Raw genomic sequence first — 22655 nt, 5'->3', positions numbered from 1 at the left:
TGACACAAACCGGGAACACGGGCAGAACATTGTGTAAACGCATGATGTGGGAGTGAACCCCGTGCTGACACGCAAGCAGTTGGAACTTCTCGACTTCATCAAGACGCGGATGGACCGCGACGGGGTGCCGCCCTCCTTCGACGAAATGAAGGATGCGCTTGACCTGAGGTCCAAGTCGGGCATCCACCGGCTGATCACCGCGCTGGAAGAACGCGGCTTCATCCGCCGTCTCGCCCACCGCGCCCGCGCGCTGGAAATCGTGAAGCTGCCCGAGGCGATGGAGAAGACCGGCTTCTCGCCCAAGGTCATCACCGGCGACAAGGTCGATCCGCCGCGCGGCGCGATGCCGGTGTCGAACGTGCACGCGATGGAACTGCCCGTGATGGGTCGGATCGCTGCCGGTGTGCCGATCGAGGCGATCTCGGAAGTGTCGCACCACGTCGCGGTCCCCGGGTCGATGCTGTACGGCAAGGGTCAGCACTATGCGCTTGAGGTCAAAGGCGATTCCATGATTGAGGCCGGGATCAACGACGGCGACATCGTGGTGATCCGCGAACAGTCGACCGCCGACAACGGCGACATCGTCGTGGCGCTGGTGGAAGATCATGAAGCCACGCTGAAACGCTACCGCCGCCGCGGCAACATGATCGCGCTGGAAGCTGCCAACCCGGCCTATGAGACGCGGGTCTTCCCCGACCATCTGGTCAAGGTGCAGGGCCGCCTCGTCGGGCTGATCCGCAGCTACTGACCGGCCAGCGCGACGGGTTTCACTTTCAGATCCGGCAATTTCACCTGCGGCGCAGGCGGTGACCACAGTCTGTGAGCTAGCTTGGTGCGTTCAATCCGGACGCCGTCCTCGGCAATCCACAGCGCCAGAGGTCCTGTCGACGCAAGCACCGCCTCATCAATCAGTCGGCACCCTGCCGGAGCGGCCTCTGCCCTTGCGGCAAGGATCACCAGCGTTTCCCCCGTGCAGGCCTCGCCCAGACGCGCTTCGGCACCCTTGCCGCTCAGTTGGACGCCGCGCAGGCCCGCCAGTTCGAAGCGCCGCTCACCTTTCGGCCCATCAAACCCCGGCCGTTCCGCCGCTGCCCCCTGCTCCACCAGATCACCATCGTTCTGCAACCAGTTCTCCGCCGCGAAGCCCCCACCCTTTGCCGCCGACAGTGCCCGCCCCTCTGGACCGGCCAAGCCCAGAAGCTTGCCATCCCCCGAAATCAGCAGCGCCGGTCGGTCTGCCATCGCCCACAGCGCGAAGGCGGCCAGCACCGGCAGGACGCCGGCCAGTTGCAGTCGCCCGCGCCACAGGATCAGCCACAGCGCGCCCAGCGTGAACAGGGGCAGCACACCGGGGCCCGGCGCCGGGATCGCGGTGACCGAGCCTTTAAGCCCGCCAATCCAGTGCGCGACGAACAGAATCCAGCGCGCGCCCTGCTCCATCGCCCAAAGCGGCGGCCCCGCCAACCCGATGGGGGCCAGCAGCGCCGCCAGCGCGCCCGCAGGCATGATGACTGCCCCCATGACCGGGACGGTCAGAAGATTTGCCAGAAGCCCATAGTCCGTGAACCGGTTGAAGTGCGCCGCCGCATAGGGCGCGGTGGCAAAGCCGCCGATCACCGAGCTGAGCACCAGTGTGAAGACCGGCATCAGCCAGCGCGGCAGGCGTTGCCGGTAGACGCTGCCATCCAGTGCCGCAGAGCCCACGATCAGCGCGATGGTGGCGGCAAAGGACATCTGGAAGCCAGGGTTCAACAGGCTTTCCGGCTGGACCAGCAGCAGTATTGCCCCCGCAATCGCCACCGACCGCAGGGTCAGCGCGCGACGGTCCAACAGCACCGCACCCAGAAAGACGGCGATCATGATGAAGGCACGCACAGTCGCCACGTTTGCCCCTGAAAGCAGCAGGTAGAACAGGGCAACGGCAAGGCTGATGACGGCGGCCACCTTCTTGGTATTCACCCGCAAAGCCACGAAGGGGATCAAGGCCAGCCCATAGCGAAACAGAGCAAAGACGAAGCCCGTCAGGAAGGCCATGTTCATCCCCGAAATCGCCAGCAGATGCGCCAGAGAGGAGTCCCGCAACGCCGCGACGGTCTCTTCGGTGATGGCCGACCGGTCCCCGGTCATTGCCCCCGCCGCGAAGGCCCCCGCCTGCCCGTCCATATGGGCCAGCATCCCCTTGGTCAGATGGCTGCGCAGGCGGTCGATCGGCAGGGCGCCAACCTCCGGCTCTTCCAGGAGCAGGACGGGAGTCCTTGTATAGCCGACCGCCCCCAGCCGTTCGAAGAACGCCATGCGGCGAAAGTCGAAGCCCCCGGGCTCTACCGGCCCTTCCGGCGCGGCAAGCGAAGCGGTCAGGATCACCACCTGCCCCGGCACCGGATCAAGCCAGGGCTGATCGCCCTGAAGCGAGACCCGCACCCGATCCGGCGTCCGGTCCGGCGCCACTTCGCGCAGGACGACCCGGTCCAGCGTCAACCGCAGAGCGTCGGATTGCGAGCGGTCGATACCGACAATACGCCCTTCGACCGGGCCATAGTAACGAAAGTCCAGCATCGGGGCAGAGACCGAATGGGCGCGGATCCCGGCGGCCAGCCAGCCAACGGCCAGCGCTGCAGCGGCCAGCGCAAGCGGACGGGCCAGCGTGTCCCCGCGCCAGGCAAATCCCGCGCCCGCCGCCAGCACCAGCGCCGCGACCGCATAGCTTCCCGCACCCGGTTCCTGCAGGACCGAGAACCAAGCCCCGATCCCGCAGCCGATCAGGACGGTGATCCAGGGAAACAGCGTGCCGCGCGCGGTCTGCAGCGCCTCAAGCGGCCAAAGAAGCCTTCCCGCGATCCAGCCGTCGGGCGCCACCTTGTTTCCCATCCCGCGATTGCCTAAACCCGGGCCGATCCTACGCCTGCCATGGTTTCCGAAAGGTTAACGCCCGATGTCCGCCCAAGTCGTCACCCGCTTCGCGCCTTCGCCGACCGGTTATCTGCACATCGGTGGGGGAAGGACGGCGCTGTTCAACTGGCTTTACGCCCGCGGCCGCGGCGGCAAGTTCCTGCTGCGGATCGAGGATACCGACCGCGAACGATCCACCCCCGAGGCGACGGCGGCAATCCTGCGCGGCCTCACCTGGCTGGGCCTTGACTGGGATGGCGACGTCGTCAGCCAGTTCGAACGCCGCGACCGCCACGCCGAGGTCGCGCGCGAAATGCTTGCGCGAGGAACGGCCTACAAGTGCTTTTCTACCAAGGAAGAAATCGAAGCCTACCGCGCCGCGCGCGAGGCGGAAGGGGCAAGCTACGCCGTCTTCCAAAGCCCCTGGCGCGACGCCGATCCCGCGACCTACCCGGATGCCCCCTACGCCATCCGCATGAAGGCCCCCCGCACCGGCGAGACGATCATCGAGGATCAGGTCCAGGGCCGCGTGGTCATCAAGAACGAGACGCTGGACGACATGATCGTCCTGCGGTCCGACGGGACGCCGGTCTACATGCTGGCCGTGGTGGTCGATGACCATGACATGGGCGTCACCCATGTGATCCGGGGCGACGACCACCTGAACAACGCCGCCCGCCAGCAGATGGTCTATGACGCGATGGGCTGGACGGTGCCAGTCTGGGCCCACATACCGCTGATCCACGGGCCGGACGGCAAGAAGCTGTCGAAGCGCCACGGCGCGACCGGGGTCGAGGAGTATCAGGCGATGGGCTACCCGGCGGCGGGGATGCGCAACTACCTGACGCGGCTGGGCTGGGCGCATGGCGATGCCGAGATCTTCACCAGCGACGAGGCGATGAAGATGTTCGACCTGTCGGGCATCGGGCGCGCCCCCGCGCGGCTGGATTTCAAGAAGCTGGAAAACACCTGCGGCCACCACATGGCGATGGCCGAAGATGCTGCGCTGCTGCATGAACTGAAGGCCTTCCTGGCTGCATCGGGCCAGGAAGTGCTGACACCGATGCAAGAAACCCGGATGCAAGCCGCCCTGCCTTTCCTCAAGAAATCCGCGAAGACCTTCCCGGAACTCATGGAAAAGGCGGCATTTCTGCTGATCGAAAGACCCATCCGTCCCGACCCGAAGGCGATCGAGTTTCTCGATACGGTATCCCGTGGTATACTGAAATCGTTGACGCCGCGCCTGCAAAATGCTAGCTGGACAAAGGAGGCTCTGGAGCCGATCCTAACCGATGTTGCTGCCGAAAACGGCATCGGCTTCGGGAAGCTGGCAGCGCCTCTGCGGGCCGCACTTGCGGGTCGAACTGTTACACCTTCGGTTTACGACATGATGCTTACCATCGGTCGGGAAGAAACCGTCGCCAGGCTGTCGGACGCCGCCGAATAAGGCCCGCCCCCCGGCCTTGAACCCACCCCAGCCGGGGTGCAGGATAGCCAATGGCCGCCCCCCTGCCCGGGGACGACCGCCATGACCGGGGAGAACCATGTCGGACACCATCGCCAAGCTTGAACTGAACGGGAAGACCTACGATCTGCCCGTGCACAAACCCACTCTCGGCCCCGATGTGCTGGACATTCGCAAGCTCTATGGCGAGGCGGACGTCTTCACCTTCGACCCGGGCTTCACCTCGACTGCCGCCTGCGAAAGCGCGATCACCTACATCGACGGCGACGTGGGCGAGCTTCTGTATCGCGGTTACCCGATCGAGCAGTTGGCCGAGAAATCAACCCATCTCGAAGTCTGCTACCTGCTGCTTTACGGCGAACTGCCGACGGCAGCCCAGCTTGCCGATTTCACCAGCCGCGTGACCCGTCACACGATGGTGCATGAACAGATGCACTACTTCTTCCGCGGCTTCCGTCGCGACGCGCATCCGATGGCGACAATGGTGGGCGTGGTCGGCGCAATGGCGGCCTTCTACCACGACTCGACCGACATCAATGACCCCTGGCAGCGCGAGGTTGCTGCGATCCGGATGATCGCGAAACTGCCGACGATCGCCGCGATGGCCTACAAGTATTCGGTGGGCCAGCCCTTCGTCTACCCGAAGAATGCCCTAAGCTATGCCGGCAACTTCCTGAACATGTGCTTCGCCGTCCCGGCCGAGGACTATGTGGTCAACCCGATCCTGGAAAAGGCGATGGACCGCATCATGATGCTCCACGCCGACCACGAACAGAACGCCTCGACCTCGACCGTGCGTCTGGCGGGGTCCTCGGGCGCGAACCCGTTTGCCTGCATCGCGGCCGGCATCGCCTGCCTCTGGGGGCCGGCCCATGGCGGCGCGAACCAGGCATGCCTGGAGATGCTGAAGGAAATCGGCACCGTCGACCGGATCCCGGAATTCATTGCCAAGGCCAAGGACAAGAACTCGGGCTTCCGCCTGATGGGCTTTGGCCATCGGGTCTACAAGAACTTCGACCCGCGCGCCAAGGTGATGAAGGAATCGGCCGACGAGGTGCTGGGGCTTCTCGGCATCGAGAACAACCCGCTTCTCCAGGTCGCCAAGGAGCTGGAGCGCATCGCGCTGGAGGATGAGTACTTCATCTCGAAGAAGCTTTACCCCAACGTCGACTTCTATTCCGGCATCATCCTCGAGGCGATGGGCTTCCCGACCGCGATGTTCACGCCGATCTTCGCCCTGTCGCGCACCGTGGGCTGGATCAGCCAGTGGAAAGAGATGATCGCCGAGAAGGGCCAGAAGATCGGCCGTCCGCGCCAGCTGTACATCGGCCCGGCCAAGAGGGATTACGTCGATCTGCGGCACCGCTGAGGGCTGCTGCCAGACCGAAAAGGCCGCCTTCGGGCGGCCTTTTTCATGCGCTGTCACGCCGCAGGTGATGCCTGATGCTTTTCGTCGGGAACGCCCCATATCCACGCTGTGCTTTCGCTTGTGGAGTATGACCATGAAAGACACCTACCCCGACCTGACGGCCCACCACGCGCCCGCCAGTTTCGGTGACCGCGTCGCCCTGAAGACCGTCAAGTTCATGCGCCTCTTCGCCGATGCCTTTTTCTCCAAACGCTACGGCCACCGGGCCGTTGTTCTGGAAACCGTCGCGGCCGTCCCCGGCATGGTCGGCGGACTTCTCCAGCACCTGAAGGCCCTGCGCCACATCCGCGACGACCAGGGCTGGATCAGGGAGCTTCTGGAAGAGGCCGACAACGAACGCATGCACCTGATGACCTTCATCCACGTCGCCCAGCCCTCGCGGCTTGAACGCGGGATCATCATGTTCGGTCAGGCGATCTTCTATAACGCCTACTTCTGGCTGTATCTCTTCACCCCCCGCATCGCGCACCGGATCGTGGGCTACCTGGAGGAAGAGGCGGTGGTCAGCTACACCCAGTATCTCGCCCAGATCGACGCCGGTCTGGTGGAGAACGTCCCCGCCCCGCAGATCGCCATCGACTACTGGAACCTTGGTCCCAACGCCCGCCTGCGCGACGTGGTCGTCGCCGTCCGCGCCGACGAGGCCGGCCACCGTGACCGCAACCACGAGATGGCAGATCAGTTGAAGGCGGCCTGAAACGCCGTCCCGTCGCTGGCGCTTGCGAGGAGCGACGCGCCAGCGGAGCGAGGAGCTTATGCGTTCCCGTCCAGCGTCCGGACCGCGCCGTAAAGGTCGGTCCGGCGGTCCCGGAACAGGCCCCAACTCGCGCGCAGGGCCGCAATCGCATCCAGGTCGAACTGATGGACCAGCACGCCCTCGGTCTGCCGGTCGGCCTTGGCTACCAGCTGGCCGGTATGGTCGGCGATGAAGGACGACCCATAGAACGTCACCTCGCGCCCGTCCGGCGCAACCTCGGTCCCGATCCGGTTCGAGGCGACGACCGGCATCAGGTTCGCCGCCGCATGGCCGCGCTGGACCGTCTCCCAATGCGGCTGGCTGTCATAGCCCGGCGCGGGCGGTTCCGACCCGATGGCGGTTGGATACAACAGGACTTCGGCCCCTTGCAAAGCCATCGACCGCGCACATTCCGGGAACCACTGGTCCCAGCAGATGCCCACGCCGATCCGCCCATAGGCCGTCTCCCAGACCCGGAACCCGGTATCCCCGGGCGAGAAGTAGTATTTCTCCTCATACCCCGGCCCTTGGGGAATATGGCTTTTCCGGTAGACCCCCAGCACGCGACCGTCCGCATCGGCCACAGCGACCGAGTTGAAGAAGGCCTGCCCCCCGCGTTCGAACACGCTGACCGGGATCACCACGCCCAGTTCCCTTGCCAGATCAGCAAAGCGCACGACCAGCGGATGACCGTCGATGGGCTGCGCGAGGTCGAAGTATTTCGGATGCTGCTCGATGCAGAAATAGGGGGCGGCGAACAGCTCCTGGATCAGCACGACCTGTGCGCCCTGCCCCGCTGCCTGTCGCACCAGCGCCTCGGCGCGGTCGGCATTGGCGGGCAGGTCCCACGAACAGGCGAACTGGGTAGCAGCGACGGTGAGGGTTCTCATTGGCAGGCTCCGGCTTGGCGTCGCGCCCAGCCTATGTCTCTGGCGGGGCGGCTTGAAGCCCGATTCCGACCTCTCGCGGCCAACGCTTTCCCGCCGCCGCCATCGCCGTCGGATGCAGCCGTTCCGACCGGTCGCGACCGAACACCCGGCGACGGCGCAGCAGGAACCATTTGCCCCAGCTGCGAAAGGTCCCGACCATCGGCGCCTCGGGGTCGCAGGGGAACCGCGCCCGCCAGCCGTCGGGCAGGGCCAGCCCCAACGCCTCGGCCCGGTCCAGCATCCAGACCAGCGGGATGTTCGCCAGCGGCCGGGCCGCCGCGAAATCCCCCAGCTGCCCGCCCACATCGCCATGCGCGCCGCGGAACCAGACCTGTTCCACGTTGCCCTCCCAGCCTTCCGGGCAGTCCCACAGCACCGGCGCAAAGGCCTCGCGCGTCTCGTCCAGTGCCAGTGCGTGATAGCCGTGCCGGATCGACGCCCCCAGGTGGTGATTGTGAAACCCGTGCCTGTCCTTTGCAAACATCCAGAACAGCGGCAACCGCAGCCCCAGCGCCTTTACCGTGTCGAAAACGCCCACCATCTCGATCGGTGCATCGGCATGGCAGAAGCGGCGAACGAAGGCCTGCAACGACGGGCTGTCCATCGCCCTTTCATAGTGCCGCCAAGCCAGCCGCACCGCCCGTTCCGTGGCATGTTCGCGGCGAAGCAGTCCCACCCGGTCGATCACCCCCGCCAGCGACCGCACCGCATAGGCCCCGCGCGAATAGCCCAGAAGGAAGATCCGGTCCCCCTCACGGTAGCCAGAGGCCAGCCAGCCATAGGCCCGCTGGATCTGAGGGGCTGTCCCCCGCCCTTCAAGGATTGCGATACCGCGCAGCCAGCCTTCCCACTGCATCCCGGGCTCATAGTAAAGTCGCCGGTTGGCACTGTGACCCATCTCTTTCAGAAGCCGGAAGATCAGCCCCGCGTTGCTTTCCTGCCCGGGGTCCAGGCTCGACATCGTTCCGTCCAGGATCACCACATGATCGACCACGCCACGCACCCGGCCCGGCACTGGCGGGGAGGCCTGCTCCATCTCCGGTTCGACGGTGCGACGGAAGAAACTGCGAAGGCGGTCCAGAAGGCGCGTGGCGGGTCTCCCCTCGGCAAGCGGGCGGCACTCAAGGATCGCGCCGCGCGGGTTAAGGTTCCCTTGACCGCAATGCTAAACGCCCGGCGGAACATGTCCAGCCGGGCGTTCGGATTTCACAGCGTTGTCAGACAGTCAGAGCTTCAGGCTCAGGACCGTTGCCATCTGCAACTCACCAAAGCCGTTGAAACGGGTGTTGGTGACGGTCGAGTACGACCCCATCCCCTGCCAGATGACGAAATCGCCTTCGGCAAGGTCCGACGGCAGCGGGATTTCCCCCGGCAGCCGGTCGACCGAATCGCAGGTTGGACCGAAAACGATGCGCGGCTGCGCCTCGCCGTGGCGCTTCTCGCCCGAAGGTGCCAGCACCTCGATCCGGTCGATCACGCCGATCATCGGCAGTTCGGTCAGGGAGCCATAGACGCCGTCGTTCAGGAACACATGCGTCCCATCGCGCAGCGCCTTGACGCGGGCGGCCAGCGCGAAGGCATCACCGCACAGCGCCCGACCCGGCTCGCAGATCAGCGCCGGGCGGTCGGCGCCGAAAGCCTCGGTCGTCACGCGGTCGATCAGCTGGAACGTCTCCTCCAGCTGCGGGACCACGGCCTGCAGGCGATGGTTCGGGAAGCCGCCACCGACGTTCAGCCGCGCGATCTTGACGCCCGCTCCCTTGGCGATGTTCGCAGCCTCGCGGATATAGGCCTCCCAGGCATGGGGATCGGTGCACTGGGTGCCCGGGTGGAAGGTGATCGAGGGGATGTAACCCGCCTCGGCCACGGACTTCAGAAGCTCCGTCGCCAGTTCCACCGTCGCGCCGAACTTGGCCCCAAAGTTGTAGGCGGCACCCGCCACCGGCAGCTTGAAGCGGACGGAGATTTCGGTGCCCTGCACGGGAACCATCTCGATCAGCTTGGCCAGTTCCGACTTCGAATCGACCGAGTATGACTTCACGCCGCGTTCCACCGCGTAGGCGATCTCGTGCCGCGCGCGGACCGGGTTGTTGTAGTGGATCGCCGCATCGGGGGCGAGACGGCGGATCAGGTCGATCTCGAACGGCGAGGCGCAGTCAAAGCCGCGCACGCCCGCCGCCGCCAGGTTCTCGACCATCGCCTCGCCGGGGTTCGACTTCACCGCATAGGTCACCAGACCCGGGAAGCCGTCGATGAACCGCCGCGCCGCCGCCTGGGCTGCCGAAGGAGCGAAGAACAGGACCGGGTTCTCCGGCTGCTCTTTCTTCAGAAAATCAGTGGGGTTAGACCAGATTGTCTTGGAGAGTCCCATCGGCGTATTTCCCTTTGCCAACAAGACGCTTCGCCCTTCCCCGTGCAGCTATGGGATCGGGCACCAGCGTGGTTTCAAGTGAACCAGGCCAGGTGCGTATGAGCCGCCCTTTTCCTGCAATCGAGGATGCCGCATATGGGTTACAACTTCACCGAACAAAACTATATAAATGCGCCATTACGTCGTTATAATGACGAAAAGGATGGCAGATTGCATGGATGAACTGGATCGCAACATCATTGGGCTTCTCTCCGCCGATGCGCGGGTTTCGGTGGCCACCTTATCGCGCCGGTTGAAGGTCGCGCGGTCGACGATTCAGGCCCGGCTGGAGCGGCTGGAGACCTCTGGCGTGATCGCCGGCTACACGCTGAAACTCGGCGAAGCAGCGCGGGAAGGCCGCCTCCGCGCCTCGGTTCTCTTGACCATCGAACCCCGCTCGCAGGCGGCCGTGCTGGCCCGGCTGAAGTCGATTGCCGAGATCGAGCGGGTCTTCACCACCTCTGGCCGCTTCGACTTTCTGGTTCAGGTGGCGTGTCCGAACACCCAGGTCCTCGATTCGGTCCTGGACCAGATCGGCGCGATGACCGGGGTCCGGGCGTCGGAGAGCCTGATCCACCTGTCCACCAAAATCGACCGGGCGGTTTAGGCGTAGGGTGCGCTACAGCGCACCGTCACACGCCCAACACCCGGAACACCTTCGGTAGCTCCTCGGGCAGGTCCTCGGCAATCAGCCCCGGCCCGAAGCTGAGGGCACATTCCACATGCAGCCAGGCCCCGGTGCAGGCGGCGTCGAAGGGCGAGAACCCCCGCGCCAGCAGCCCGGTGATGAACCCCGCCAGCACATCCCCCGACCCGGCGGTCGCCAACCACGGCGCGGCGCGGTCGTAATGGGCGGAGTTGATGGCGCAGCGCCCCGTGGGGTCGGCGATCACCGTGTCGGGGCCTTTGAAAAGGACCACACAGCCCGCCCGCTTGGCCGCCTCCCGAGTGGCGTCGACCTTGGAATAGGCGGGGCCTTTGGTGGCGGGGGCGGCGAGTTTTTCGGCGATGTCTGGGAAGAGGCGGGCGAACTCCCCAGCGTGGGGGGTCAGGACGCAAGCCCCGTGCAAGGCGGCGAAGAGGTCGGGGTTTTGGGAGAGGATAGTCAGTGCGTCGGCATCGAGGACGACGGAACGCCGGGGCAGGCCCCGGCCTACGGTAGGTCGGGGCCTGCCCCGACTCTCCAATACCACCGCCACCACCTCCCGCCCCCGCGCATCCAGCCCCAGCCCCGGCCCGACGCACAGCGCATTGATCCGCCCATCCTCCAGTGTCTCCTCCAGCCCCAGCCCATCCGCCACCCCCCGCAGCATCACCGCATCCAGCCGCGCGGCGTGCTCGGGGATGGCGTCCAAGGGACACCCCACCGTTACCACCCCCGCCCCGATCCGCAGCGCCCCCCGCGCCGCCAACCGCGCCGCCCCGCCACGGCCAGAGGTGCCGGAGACGATAAGGGCGTGGCCGTGGGAGTATTTGTGGTGCTGCGGTTGCCTACTTTTCCGGAGAAATGTCTCATCGGCATTCGTGAGTGAGACACGACCGCGTTCAGAACGATCCGGAAGTCCGATATCCGCGATAACCGTTCGAAATGAATGGACTGGCCCCTCGCCAATCAAGTGCCCTAGCTTCTTCTTGTGGAAGCTCACGGTCAGAGTTGCTGGAAGCGCCCGCCCAAGGTCCTTACCACTGTCGGCACATATACCGCTGGGAATATCAATCGCCACGATGCGCCCTCTATGGATGCTTACATGCATCCATAGGGCCTCGGACGTTTCCCGTACAATCCTGCCTATGTCTCGCGTCAATCCCGTTCCAAAAAAGGCATCGACCACGAGGGATGGAGGCTCACGCTCGACAAGGTGCGCCGTAGCTTTGTCGTTGAAGGCGACCACCTCCCCCATCCCCCGCCACCGCTCATAATTCACCCGCGCATCTGGCGGCATCTTCTCTGGGTCGCCGTAGAGGAAGACCTCCACCTCCCAGCCCCACTCCTTCAACAGTCGCGCCACGACGAACCCGTCGCCGCCGTTGTTGCCCGGCCCGCACAGGACCACCGCGCGGTGCGACGTCGCGCGCAACTCCGGCCATTCCTCGAAAATCGCCTCGACCACGCCCCGCCCGGCGCGCTTCATCAGCTCCAGGCCCGTGACCTCGCCCGAGGCTATCGCCGCCGCTTCAATGGCCCGCATCTGCGCGGCGGTCAGGAGTTCGGTCATTCTGCAACCACCACAGTTTTCAAATTGCCCACCCAGAAGGCGCATTGCACAAATTTTAGGCACACCCCAAGGAATCCCCCCGGCCAAGCCTACAACCAAACCCTGTCACATTGTCCCCCCCGCGGGGAAGTGGTGTGACGGGCAAAGACGGAACCGGGGGGAGTCGGCCCATGAAGAAAGTCGAAGCGATCATCAAGCCGTTCAAGTTGGATGAAGTCAAAGAGGCGCTTCAGGAAGCCGGGATCCAGGGCCTGTCGGTCACCGAGGTCAAGGGCTTCGGTCGCCAGAAGGGCCATACGGAACTCTATCGCGGCGCCGAATATGTCGTCGACTTCCTGCCCAAGGTGAAGATCGAGGTCGTGCTGACCGACGACATGGTCGACACCGCTGTCCAGGCGATCATCGCCGCAGCGCGCACCGACAAGATCGGCGACGGCAAGATCTTCGTCACCCCCGTGGAACAAGCCATCCGCATTCGTACCGGCGAAACCGGCGACGATGCTGTCTGAACCGGGACACTGATTTTCGCAGAAAATCAGTCACCCCACCAACATCAACCCCAAACCGAAAGGCAGTCAGATGAGCGCCGTTGCCAAGGCTCTGAAACTGATGAAGGACGAGGAAGTCGAATATGTCGACATCCGTTTCACCGACCCGAAGGGCAAGCTCCAGCATGTGACGCTGGTGGCCGACCTCGTGGACGAGGACTTCTTCGAGGAAGGCTTCATGTTCGACGGCTCGTCGATCGCGGGCTGGAAGTCGATCGATCAGTCCGACATGAAGCTGATCCCGGATGCGGCGTCGGTCTACATCGACCCGTTCTACGCGGAAAAGACCATGTGCGTGCATTGCAATGTTGTCGAGCCCGACACCGGCGAGGCCTATGCCCGCTGCCCGCGCCAGATCGCGCTGAAGGCCGAGGCCTATCTCAAGTCCTCCGGCATTGGTGACGCGGCCTACTTCGGGCCGGAAGCCGAATTCTTCATCTTCGACGACGTCCGCTATTCCGTGACCCCCCGCAAGGTGGCCTACGAGATCGACGCTGAGGCGGCTGCCTGGAACACCGACACCGTGACCGAAGGCGGCAACTACGGCCACCGCGCGGGCCACAAGGGCGGCTACTTCCCGGTGAACCCGATCGACGAAGCCCAGGACATCCGCGGCGAGATGCTGTCCACCATGAAGCGCATGGGCATCAAGGTCGACAAGCACCACCACGAGGTCGCGACCTGCCAGCACGAACTGGGCATGATCTTCGGCGGGCTCGTGGAGCAGGCCGACAACATCCAGAAGTACAAGTACGTGATCCACAACGTGGCGCACGCCTACGGCAAGACCGTGACCTTCATGCCGAAGCCCATGAAGGGAGACAACGGGTCGGGGATGCACGTCAACATGTCGATCTGGAAGGGCGGCAAGCCGCTGTTCGCGGGCGACAAGTATGCCGACCTGAGCCAGGAAGCCCTGTGGTTCATCGGCGGCATCCTGAAGCATGCCAAGGCGCTGAACGCGCTGACCAACCCCGGCACCAACAGCTACAAGCGCCTGATCCCCGGCTTTGAAGCCCCGGTTCTGCGCGCGTATTCGGCCCGCAACCGGTCGGGCTGCGTTCGTATTCCGTGGACCGAGTCGCCGAAGGCCAAGCGTGTCGAGGCCCGTTTCCCCGATCCGTCGGCGAACCCCTACCTGGCTTTCGCGGCGCTGCTGATGGCTGGTCTTGACGGCATCAAGAACAAGATCGACCCGGGTCCGGCTTCGGACAAGGACCTGTATGATCTTCCGCCGGAAGAACTGGCCGAAATCCCGACCGTCTGTGGTTCGCTGCGGGAGGCTCTGGAAGAGCTGGAGAAGGACATGGACTTCCTGCTGGCGGGCGACGTGTTCGACCGCGACCAGCTGGAGGCCTACATGGCCCTGAAGTGGGAAGAAGTGTACGCCTACGAGCACACCCCCCACCCGGTGGAATACCAGCTCTACTACTCTTGCTGAGGGCGGGGACAGTGATATGGAAAGGGCGCCTTCGGGCGCCCTTTCTGCTGCCTGACCACGCAGGACAGCATGGGCAAGCCCTTGACATTGCTTGAAACACCTCAGCGACAATAACCTTTTGAAAACCCATCCGGGGATGGTTGCCGCCGCCCCGCGCCTCGACTAACCTGCGGTTGTAACAGGCGGCGGGTGAGCCATGGCAGACAGTCCCCTTGGAAATCGTCCCGGCAAGAACCGCCCCGAGATCTGGGCTTCGGGCGGGCAGCGTCCGCCCTTCGACCTGCGCGCCCTGGGCCGGGCTACGGTGTTCCTGTCGCGCGACCTGATCGCCCCGTTGCATGCCTGGTCCGCCCGCCGGATGCGCCGCGCGGCGATCAATGTGAAGAACGGCGCGGGCCGGATTCCGGCCGACAAGCTGGGCCGGGCCGAACGTTTCGTGCCGTCACACCTGCGCGTTGCCGCCTGGATGCAGAACCTGGCCGCGACGCTCTCCCATGCCAGCGCGACCGCCGACCCCGACGTCAAGCGCGGCAACGCGCTGGTGGCCGAGATCGGGCCGCATCTCTGGACCGAAGCGCCGCCCGCGCCCGAGCCCGAGCCCGCACCATCCCCCGACACCCCGGAAGCCGTGGCGCCGGTCGTCCTGACTGAACCGACGATCCCGCAACCGGGGGACGACCCGCTCGCCTCGATCCGCGACGAGATCGCGCCGGGAGTGGCGAGGCCGAAGGCAGGCCGCCCCGTGGCACCCGACACGCCACCCGCCCCGCCCGGCCCCGTCACGACGGGGGCGATCCAGGTCGGCGGCTATCTTCTGGGTTTGGCCAGCGTCGCCATCGCCCTGCCCTACGGGCTGGCCCGGTCGCTGTGGCTTTGGGTCGGTGGCCGCGACCTTAAAGGCATCGGGCGCGACGACTGACCGCCCCCAAAGGGCTCAGGCCAGCACCTTCTGCAGGAACGCCAGCACCTCGGCCTTGACCGGGTCGCTCTCGAACGCAGTACCACCATGCCCTGCGCCGGGGACCAGCTTGTAGTCGACCTCGGCCTGAGGATCGGCGGCCAGCCAGGCCTCACGCAATCGCTTGGCCTGCAGGTCGGCGATTAGCGGATCGGCATCACCATGGCGGATCAGGATCGGTGGCAGCGGTTCCTTCAGCTGATCCAGCCGCCCGACCGGACCCACCGCCCGCGCCGCATCGCGCCGGTCGCCCACCGCATAACCCAGAAGCTGGCTTTCCGCGCTGTCCGCCGCGTCGGTCCAGCCCATCTGCGGCGTCCGGCCCAGCGTCTTCATGTCCTGATCCATGGTCGAGAAATCCATCGGCCCATAAAGGCTGACCACGCCCCGCGGGCGCAGGCCCACCTCGACCAGGCTCAGCGCCGTCGAGACCGCCAGGAACGCACCCGCCGACTGACCCATCAGCACGATCCGCGACGGGTCAAGGCCCAGCGCCGCGCCTTGCCGCTGCAGATGGACGATGGCCGCCAGGCAATCCTCGCCCTGCGCGGGCCATTTCGCCGTGCCAGACAGCCGGTAGTTCACCCGCACCACGGCGATGCCTGCGTCCAGAAGTTCCGGCCAGACCGCAAGGTCCGACTTGTCGCCGACCTTGAAGGCCCCACCATGCACCATGACCAGGATCGGAGCCGCCCCCGTCCCCCGCGCATAGGTCAGATCCATGACCTGCCGCGGATCGTCACCATAGGCGATGTCGTTGGCCCCCGGCGTCCGCCAGCGCCACAGCGCCAAGCCCCCGGCGGCCGCCGCCGCGCCCCCGATCAGAAGGGTCCTGCGGATCAGTCCGGGCATCTCGCTCTCCATTCGGAAGGGTGGGTCAATGGACGGCCTCGCGCAGGGCGGCCAGCTCCTCGGCCGTGACGGTCGCGGCATCGACGACATAGGTGTGGATGGTGAAGACCACCGCCTGCGTCTTCGGCAGCCGCAACAGGCACTGGCGTTCGCACCGGATGAAGACGTGGTCGGTGGGCTGCGGGCGCCTTTCGCCCTCGACCCTGGGCTGGTGCAGGACGAAGTCGTCGTAGGTCAGGTAGTTCATCCGCCACAGCGCCTGTTCCGGCCGGATCGCATCGAAGAGGCGCGCGACGCGCTTAGCGATGTCGGCGTCATAGACCGGGACGGGGTCGTGGATGCCGGTCAGCGGGCGCCCAAGCTTCTGGGTCAAAGACCAGCTGGCCGGAAAGCACAAGATTCCGCCGGTCAGGGCATATTCCTCGCCCCTCCGCTCCATCAGGCAGAGGTCTTCCTGCACCAGACGGCCGAGCGTCAAAAGCGGCTCATCGGGGTCCAGCGGCACGGACACGCCATCGGGGCGGGTCACGGTGCTGTCACTCAGTCGGAAGCCGGGGGCTTCGCGCAACCAGTCCAGAACCGCCGCATAAAGCTCATCCGCCGCCGGGCGGGCCTCGGGCAAAAGCGCATGGACGACGGGGCCTTGTGCCGCGATCAGCCGGTCGCGCAGCGCCATCTGCGGGCCATAAGCCTCATCCACCCGCAGCCAGTCGCGCCCCTCCACCGGGAGGATGCCGGGCAACCGTCGGGTGCGCGGGTCGACCCAGGGCAGGTGCGGCAGGCGGTCCTGCAGGATGGGGCTGTCTTGCATCGGGTTCGGCATGACGGTCTTTGACCATGCGGGACTGGCGGCTGCAACCAACACATTTGCGACGATGCGTGTCGCGGATGGGGAAGCGGCGGTTCCCTGCCGGGGCAGTCTGTCAGGGACCAAAGGGGGCCTCATGGACTACACCCGCGACCGCCGGAAGATCGACCCCACGCGAGGGACCAGCTTGGGGGACGGGACACCCAACGACAACGACCGGGTCGAGATCGGGCCGACGCAGCTGGCCTTCCAGGAATGGGCGGCGGCGGGGCTGGAACTGCCGAACCTGGCCCGGATGCGCGAGGATCGGTGTCGAAAGCTGGTCGCAGGGCTGGTCGCGCGTGATTATGGCGGGCTTCTGATGTTCGACCCGCTGAACATCCGCTATGCGACCGACACCACCAACATGCAGCTGTGGAACACGCACAACCCGTTCCGCGCCTGCCTTCTGTGTGCCGACGGGCACATGGTGATGTGGGAGTACAAGAACTCGCCCTTCCTGGTGACCTTCAACCCGCTGGTGAAGGAGCTGCGGTCAGGGGCGACGTTCTTCTACAACTCGACGGGTGATCGGGGACAGCAGGCCGCACAGGGGTTTGCGGCCCAGGTGGATGAGGTGATGCGCGAACATGCGGGGGCGAACCGGCGGCTGGCGGTGGACAAGATCATGGTCCACGGGCTGCGGGCGCTGGAGGCGGCGGGATTCGTGGTCGAGGAAGGCGAGGAGGTGACCGAACGCGTCCGCGCGGTGAAGACACCCGACGAGATTCTGGCGATGCGCTGCGCCCATCTGGCCTGCGAGGCGGGGATTGCCGAGATGGAGGCGTTCACGCGGGCCAATGTGCCCTCGGGGACGGTGTCGGAGGATGCGATCTGGGCCGAGTTGCACGCGGCCAACATCCGGCGGGGCGGGGAGTGGATCGAGACAAGGCTGCTCGCCAGCGGTCCCCGCACGAACCCCTGGTTTCAGGAATGTGGCCCCCGGCTGGTGCAGAACAACGAGATCGTGGCGTTTGATACCGACCTGATCGGCGCCTACGGCTTCTGCATCGACATCAGCCGGACCTGGTGGGTGGGCGACGCGCGGCCCTCGAACGCAATGGTCAGCGCGTTCCACCACGCGCTGGACCACATCGCCGACCACAAGGCGCGGTTGCGTCCCGGCGTCACCATCGAGGAACTGGTGATGCAGGGCCACCAGCTGGCGCCGGAGTACTGGGCGCAGAAATATTCCTGCAAGATGCATGGGGTCGGGCTTTGCGACGAATGGCCCTATGTCCACTACCCGGACGGCTGGATGCCGGGGGCCTTCGATGCGGCGCTGGAGCCGGGGATGGTGTTGTGCGTCGAGGCGCTCGTCTCGCCCGAGGGCGGCGACTTCTCGATCAAGCTGGAGGATCAGGTGCTGATTACCGAGGACGGCTGCGAGACGCTGACGCGCTATCCGTTCGATGAAAGGTTGATGGGGTGACGCACCCCTCCTGCTGCGCCTTCGGCTTCTCGTTTGTGGACGCCTCAGCGAGGAGGGACGAAGTCTCCGACGAGCGGTTCCATAGCGTGAAGGCGGGCGTTAAGAAATCCCTAACGCCCGCGACCAAGCTCTTGAAAAGCCAAGACTATCTGGGAATGTCCACCGTGGACACTACAGGTCGACATACCGCCCCAGGCTGACCTCGCCGCCGTCCGAGGTGAAACGGACATCCAGCCCCTGCACTTCCACCCGGTAGCACGCCGCCACGTCCGAGGGTGGCCAGGAGGAGCAGTAGCGGTCGCCCTCGACCCACCATTTCCCCCAGGACACGCCGCCCCCGGCCCCATGGAGGGTCCGGCCGTCCTGGAAGAAGTTCTGGGTGGAGCCGTCCTGATACTGCAACACCCGGGCCGCCAGCGTCGCCGTGATCCCGGGGCCGTCCAGCACGCGCCAGTCTTCGGCCAGGGCGGGGGCGGCAAGGCAGAGCGAAAGCAGCAGGACACGCATCGCGACCTCTCCCATCTCGGGTCAGGCCCAGTCAGGCCAAGCCCGCCGCGCCAGTCAACCCGGCATGCACACGATCATATCTCGACCTGTGCCAGAAGCCCCAGATGATCCGACCCAAGCGCCCCGCGCGGGCTGACCTTGCCGCCCTTGGTGGCGAAGACATGGTCGATCGGCAGGCGGAACAGATCGCTCAGGCCGATGTAGCTGCCAAAGGTCGGCCCCGCCGGCCGGACACCCAGAATCTCGGCCATCCGGGTGACCGAGGTCGCCCAGCGCACCATGTTGAAATCGCCCGCCATGATCGCCGGCCCGTTGATCCGGTCCAGGACCGGCAGCAACTGGTCGACATGATCGGCCTGCTGGTGCGGCCAGGGCCAGTGCAGGTGCACCGAGACCAGCCAGAAGCGGTGCTGCCGTTCCTCTCCGGTCACGACCTGCATCGCCGCCAGCCCGGGGGCGCAGAAGGCGGTGCCCTCGACCGGGGTCAACTGGGTCAGGATCGCCGTGCCACCCACCCGCGAGCCCGGGCAGACATGCTGATGCGGATAGGCGTCCTTCAGTGCCGCAACGAGGGCGAGATTCGGGTCCGATACCTCTTGCAGGGTCACGATCTGCGGCGCCGCGGCGCGGATGTCGGCCTCGACCGCGGAAAGCTCGGCGTTCCGGAACAGCAGGTTCTTCTGATAGACCGAATACTGCCCGGCCAGTCCCGGCCAGGCATAGGCCAGAAGGACCTGGCCTCCGGTCAGCAGCGCCAGCAGCATCGAGACGAAGGCCGCCATCCGCAGCCCGGCGAAGGTGGCGAAAACCGCGATGACCAGGATGGCGGCAGCAGCGATCCCGCGCCCGACGGCGAGCGAATCCCCCAGGGGATGCAGCCAGCCAAGGTAGCCCCCGGCCAGGCCAAGGATCGCAAGGCCGAGGGCCAGTCCGATCACTGTCTGCCAGGTCCTGTCTTCCAAACTCATCTGCCTGCCCCACCGGCCATCGCCAGCGCCCCTTCAACCCGTTACCAGCCGCGCGACCAGGGCGCGGAGCGGCGGACCCATCTCATCCCCGGTGGTCAGCCGCAGGTTTTCTAATCCGATCACTGCGGCATAAATGAGTTGCGCCTTTGACAACAGTTCGGTTTCCGCAACCCCCGCGGCGCGCAAGAAATCCTGCAGATCGGCCAGCCGCTGGCGGTCGACCCGCTCCAGGACGGCGCGGGCACGCGGGTCGCAGCGTCCCCAGTCGCGGAAGGCGGGATCGATCTCCACGCCGCCAAAGGCTTCGCCCGGGCGGACCGACACCATGTCGACCAGCAGCATCAGCTGCCCGTAGGGATCGCGCCCCGAGGTCCGGACGGCCTGGGTGATGGCCGTGGTGGCCAGCGCCTCCCACAGTTCAAGCATCGTCTGATGAAGTTCGGCGAGATCCTTGAAATGCCAGTAGAAAGAGCCCTTCGTCGCCTTAAGGTCCCGCGCCAGGGGTTCCACCCTGACAGCCGCGATCCCGCCGCGCACCAGAGCTCGCAGTCCGGCCAGAACCCAGTCGTTGCGCCCCAGTCTCTGTCGCGGATCCTGCTCTGCCATGCGACAAACATACGCAGCCGTATGGACAAGGTCCAGCGGATCGGCTTATCCATACGCACCCGTATGGAGGATGACATGAACGCCTGGTTGCTCTCGGCCGGAATTGCGGCACTGCTTCTCGATCTGGTCCATATTTTCCTCGGCGGACGCGAGATTCACCGGCCGATGGTTGCCTCGCACTGGCCGGAACCTGCCAAGGCGGTCTGGTCGGTGGTCTGGCATGCGGTGACGGCGGTCATGGCGCTTGGTGGCCTGGCACTGATCGCGGCGGCCTTCCTGCCGGAGCAGGCGCTGGCCCTGTCGCTGTTGCCCATCGCGCTGTTCCTGTCGGCGGCGGGCCTCTTCATCGTCTACGGGCTGACGCGGCTGGGCACGCTGCGCATCCTGCCGCACTGGGTCGCCTTCCTGGCCATCTCGGCCCTTGGGCTGGCAGGTCTGGCATGACCCTGCGCAGGCTGCACCGAGGGCTGGCAATCCTGCTGGGCCTGTTCCTGCTGCTGCATCTGGGCAATCACCTGGCCGGGCTGTTCGGGCAGGAGGTCCATCTTTCGGTGCAGAAAGCCCTGCGGACGGTCTACCGAGCCCCGGTGATCGAGGCCCTCCTACTGGCCGCCCTGGCGGTGCAACTCGGGCTGGGCCTCATGTTGCTGGCCCGTCGTCGTCGCCTGACGCTGCAGACGGTCTCCGGAAGCTATCTGGCGCTGTTCTTGGCCGTCCATGTGGGTGTCGTCCTGTCAGCGCGCCAGCAGGGCGTCGAGACGGACCTGGCCTTTGCGGCGGCTGGTCTGCACGCCCCTGCCCCCTGGCCCGTGGTCTTTGCGTTGTACTACGGCCTGGCGGTGGCGGCGGTCTTTGCCCACTTTTCGGTGCCGCTGTCGCGGTCGTCTCCCGGCTTGGGCCGCGCAATGGTCGTTGCTGGCCTGGGGCTGGCGGTGGGTCTGGTGGCGCTGCTGGCCGGTTGGGTCACCCCCCTGACCATCCCGCCCGAACGGATCGCGGCCTTCCCCTGAGCCTTGCGCCCTGCGGCGACGCGGCGTAAGGGGGCGGCGTTCCCGCATTTGAGGCCCGACGATGATCCCGCGCTATTCCCGCCCCGAAATGGTGGCGATCTGGTCCCCGGAAACCCGCTTCAAGATCTGGTTCGAGATCGAGGCCCATGCCTGCGATGCGCAGGCCGCTTTGGGCGTGATCCCGAAGGCCAATGCCGAAGCCGTCTGGCGCGCGAAGGACGTAACCTTTGACGTCGCGCGCATCGACGAGATCGAGGCGGTCACCAAGCACGACGTGATCGCCTTCCTGACCCATCTGGCCGAACATATCGGGGCCGAGGATGCGCGGTTCGTGCATCAGGGCATGACCTCGTCGGACGTTCTGGACACCACGCTGAACATCCAGCTGGTGCGGGCGGCGGACCTGCTGCTGAAGGGGCTGGACCGGGTGCTGGCCGCGCTGAAGACCCGCGCGTTCGAGCACAAGGATACGGTCCGTATCGGCCGGTCGCATGGCATCCACGCGGAACCCACGACGATGGGCCTGACCTTCGCCCGGTTCTATGCCGAGATGAAGCGCAACCGTGACCGGCTGGAGAACGCGCGGAAAGAGGTGGCGACGGGCGCGATCTCCGGCGCGGTCGGCACCTTCGCCAACATCGACCCGGCGGTCGAGGAACATGTCTGCAAGATGCTGGGTCTGGCGCCCGAGCCGATCTCGACCCAGGTGATCCCGCGCGACCGGCACGCGATGTTCTTTGCGACGCTGGGCGTCATCGCCAGCAGCATAGAAAACGTTGCCATCGAGATCCGCCACATGCAGCGGACCGAGGTGCTGGAGGCAGAGGAGTTCTTTTCGCCCGGCCAGAAGGGGTCGTCCGCGATGCCGCACAAGCGGAATCCGGTCCTGACCGAGAACCTGACGGGCCTTGCGCGGCTGGTCCGCATGGCCGTGGTTCCGGCGCTGGAGAATGTGGCGCTGTGGCATGAGCGGGACATCAGCCATTCCTCCGTCGAGCGGATGATCGGGCCGGACACCACGATCACGCTGGACTTCGCGCTGCACCGGCTGGCGGGGGTCGTCGAGAAGCTGGTGGTCTACCCCGAGAACATGCTGAAGAACATGAACAAGTTCAAAGGTCTGGTCATGTCGCAACGCGTGCTTCTGGCGCTGACCCAGGCGGGCGTCAGCCGAGAGGACAGCTACCGGCTGGTCCAGCGCAACGCGATGAAGGTCTGGGAGAAGGGCGCGGATTTCAAGACCGAGCTTCTGGCAGACCCCGAGGTGACGGCAGTCCTGTCCCCGGCAGAGATCGAGGAGAAGTTCGACCTTGGTTACCACACCAAGCACGTCGATACGATCTTCGCCCGGGTTTTCGGCAGCTGACGCAAGCGTGATCGGGTCCTAAGGGCCGGTCGGCACATTCCGTTCT

22 protein-coding genes are annotated in these 22655 nt (G+C 65.7%); 12 read left to right on the top strand and 10 right to left on the bottom strand.

Going from position 1 to position 22655, the window contains the following annotated elements; genetic code table 11:
• The first annotated feature begins 61 nt into the window (after positions 1–61).
• Positions 62–748, top strand: a complete 687-nt coding sequence (gene lexA, locus E8M84_RS14785; protein WP_137111993.1) for a transcriptional repressor LexA — start codon at positions 62–64, stop codon at positions 746–748.
• Here the strand turns inward: lexA and E8M84_RS14780 are convergent.
• Positions 742–2868, bottom strand: coding sequence for a ComEC/Rec2 family competence protein (locus E8M84_RS14780; protein WP_137111992.1), 2127 nt, complete (start codon positions 2866–2868; stop codon positions 742–744). The genes lexA and E8M84_RS14780 overlap by 7 nt on opposite strands.
• A 64-nt stretch (positions 2869–2932) precedes the next feature.
• Between E8M84_RS14780 and gltX the strand changes: the two genes are divergently transcribed.
• The 3 genes from gltX (at position 2933) to E8M84_RS14765 (ending at position 6480) form a co-directional block, all read left to right on the top strand.
• Positions 2933–4336, top strand: a complete 1404-nt coding sequence (gene gltX, locus E8M84_RS14775; protein ID WP_137111991.1) for a glutamate--tRNA ligase — start codon at positions 2933–2935, stop codon at positions 4334–4336.
• Between the two features lie 97 nt (positions 4337–4433).
• On the top strand, positions 4434–5723 hold the full coding sequence (locus E8M84_RS14770) for a citrate synthase (RefSeq protein ID WP_137111990.1): 1290 nt from the start codon (positions 4434–4436) through the stop codon (positions 5721–5723).
• 133 nt (positions 5724–5856) lie between these two features.
• Entirely contained in the window at positions 5857–6480 is a 624-nt protein-coding gene (locus E8M84_RS14765) for an alternative oxidase (protein ID WP_137111989.1), read from the top strand.
• Positions 6481–6536: 56 nt separating this feature from the next.
• Here the strand turns inward: E8M84_RS14765 and aguB are convergent, their stop codons facing one another.
• From aguB to E8M84_RS14750, 3 genes are all read right to left on the bottom strand, one after another.
• Positions 6537–7409 carry an N-carbamoylputrescine amidase gene (gene aguB / locus E8M84_RS14760; protein WP_137111988.1) on the bottom strand — a complete coding sequence of 291 codons (873 nt, stop codon included), beginning with the start codon at positions 7407–7409 and terminating at the stop codon, positions 6537–6539.
• A 31-nt stretch (positions 7410–7440) separates the two neighbouring features.
• Positions 7441–8484, bottom strand: a complete 1044-nt coding sequence (locus tag E8M84_RS14755) for a DUF2235 domain-containing protein (RefSeq protein WP_137111987.1) — start codon at positions 8482–8484, stop codon at positions 7441–7443.
• Between the two features lie 189 nt (positions 8485–8673).
• A complete protein-coding gene (locus tag E8M84_RS14750; RefSeq protein ID WP_137111986.1) occupies positions 8674–9819 on the bottom strand; it encodes a type III PLP-dependent enzyme in 1146 nt (381 codons plus the stop codon).
• 214 nt (positions 9820–10033) lie between these two features.
• Here E8M84_RS14750 and E8M84_RS14745 point away from each other — a divergent pair, with 214 nt between their 5' ends.
• A complete protein-coding gene (locus E8M84_RS14745) occupies positions 10034–10465 on the top strand; it encodes an Lrp/AsnC family transcriptional regulator (protein WP_128516412.1) in 432 nt (143 codons plus the stop codon).
• A 25-nt stretch (positions 10466–10490) separates the two neighbouring features.
• Here E8M84_RS14745 and E8M84_RS14740 read toward each other — a convergent pair whose 3' ends face one another.
• On the bottom strand, positions 10491–12074 hold the full coding sequence (locus E8M84_RS14740) for an NAD(P)H-hydrate dehydratase (protein ID WP_137111985.1): 1584 nt from the start codon (positions 12072–12074) through the stop codon (positions 10491–10493).
• Positions 12075–12244: 170 nt separating this feature from the next.
• Between E8M84_RS14740 and E8M84_RS14735 the strand changes: the two genes are divergently transcribed.
• From E8M84_RS14735 to E8M84_RS14725, 3 genes are all read left to right on the top strand, one after another.
• Positions 12245–12583, top strand: a complete 339-nt coding sequence (locus E8M84_RS14735) for a P-II family nitrogen regulator (protein ID WP_103255696.1) — start codon at positions 12245–12247, stop codon at positions 12581–12583.
• Between the two features lie 70 nt (positions 12584–12653).
• Complete coding sequence (glnA, locus tag E8M84_RS14730; protein ID WP_137111984.1) at positions 12654–14063, top strand: type I glutamate--ammonia ligase; 1410 nt, start codon at positions 12654–12656, stop codon at positions 14061–14063.
• A gap of 196 nt (positions 14064–14259) precedes the next feature.
• Positions 14260–14982: a hypothetical protein gene (locus E8M84_RS14725; RefSeq protein WP_137111983.1), complete on the top strand. Its 723-nt coding sequence runs from the start codon at positions 14260–14262 to the stop codon at positions 14980–14982.
• 15 nt (positions 14983–14997) lie between these two features.
• On the opposite strand, the gene E8M84_RS14720 is transcribed toward E8M84_RS14725, so the two are convergent.
• Positions 14998–15873 carry an alpha/beta hydrolase gene (locus E8M84_RS14720; protein ID WP_170971957.1) on the bottom strand — a complete coding sequence of 292 codons (876 nt, stop codon included), beginning with the start codon at positions 15871–15873 and terminating at the stop codon, positions 14998–15000.
• 25 nt (positions 15874–15898) lie between these two features.
• Positions 15899–16696 carry a DUF3445 domain-containing protein gene (locus E8M84_RS14715; RefSeq protein WP_240790405.1) on the bottom strand — a complete coding sequence of 266 codons (798 nt, stop codon included), beginning with the start codon at positions 16694–16696 and terminating at the stop codon, positions 15899–15901.
• Between the two features lie 121 nt (positions 16697–16817).
• Here E8M84_RS14715 and dddP point away from each other — a divergent pair, with 121 nt between their 5' ends.
• Positions 16818–18152 carry a dimethylsulfonioproprionate lyase DddP gene (gene dddP / locus E8M84_RS14710; protein WP_240790404.1) on the top strand — a complete coding sequence of 445 codons (1335 nt, stop codon included), beginning with the start codon at positions 16818–16820 and terminating at the stop codon, positions 18150–18152.
• Positions 18153–18323: 171 nt separating this feature from the next.
• Here dddP and E8M84_RS14705 read toward each other — a convergent pair whose 3' ends face one another.
• From E8M84_RS14705 to E8M84_RS14695, 3 genes are all read right to left on the bottom strand, one after another.
• The gene (locus E8M84_RS14705; protein ID WP_137111981.1) at positions 18324–18659 is read right to left on the bottom strand and encodes a hypothetical protein; all 336 of its coding nucleotides are present in this window, start codon (positions 18657–18659) and stop codon (positions 18324–18326) included.
• Positions 18660–18733: 74 nt separating this feature from the next.
• The gene (locus E8M84_RS14700; protein WP_137111980.1) at positions 18734–19627 is read right to left on the bottom strand and encodes an endonuclease/exonuclease/phosphatase family protein; all 894 of its coding nucleotides are present in this window, start codon (positions 19625–19627) and stop codon (positions 18734–18736) included.
• Positions 19628–19660: 33 nt separating this feature from the next.
• A complete protein-coding gene (locus E8M84_RS14695) occupies positions 19661–20233 on the bottom strand; it encodes a TetR/AcrR family transcriptional regulator (protein ID WP_137111979.1) in 573 nt (190 codons plus the stop codon).
• A 75-nt stretch (positions 20234–20308) separates the two neighbouring features.
• On the opposite strand from E8M84_RS14695, the gene E8M84_RS14690 reads away from it, so the two are divergent.
• From E8M84_RS14690 to purB, 3 genes are all read left to right on the top strand, one after another.
• Positions 20309–20677, top strand: a complete 369-nt coding sequence (locus E8M84_RS14690) for a hypothetical protein (protein ID WP_137111978.1) — start codon at positions 20309–20311, stop codon at positions 20675–20677.
• A complete protein-coding gene (locus E8M84_RS14685; protein WP_137111977.1) occupies positions 20674–21243 on the top strand; it encodes a hypothetical protein in 570 nt (189 codons plus the stop codon). The genes E8M84_RS14690 and E8M84_RS14685 overlap by 4 nt, the downstream gene beginning before the upstream one ends.
• A gap of 61 nt (positions 21244–21304) precedes the next feature.
• Positions 21305–22609, top strand: coding sequence for an adenylosuccinate lyase (purB, locus tag E8M84_RS14680; RefSeq protein ID WP_137111976.1), 1305 nt, complete (start codon positions 21305–21307; stop codon positions 22607–22609).
• Positions 22610–22655: the final 46 nt, after the last annotated feature.

Origin of the sequence: Rhodobacter sp. SY28-1, assembly GCF_005222785.1 — a bacterium.
GTDB lineage: Bacteria > Pseudomonadota > Alphaproteobacteria > Rhodobacterales > Rhodobacteraceae > Tabrizicola.
Note: the sequence above shows the minus strand (reverse complement) of the source record. Positions and strands in the feature narration are given on the sequence as shown.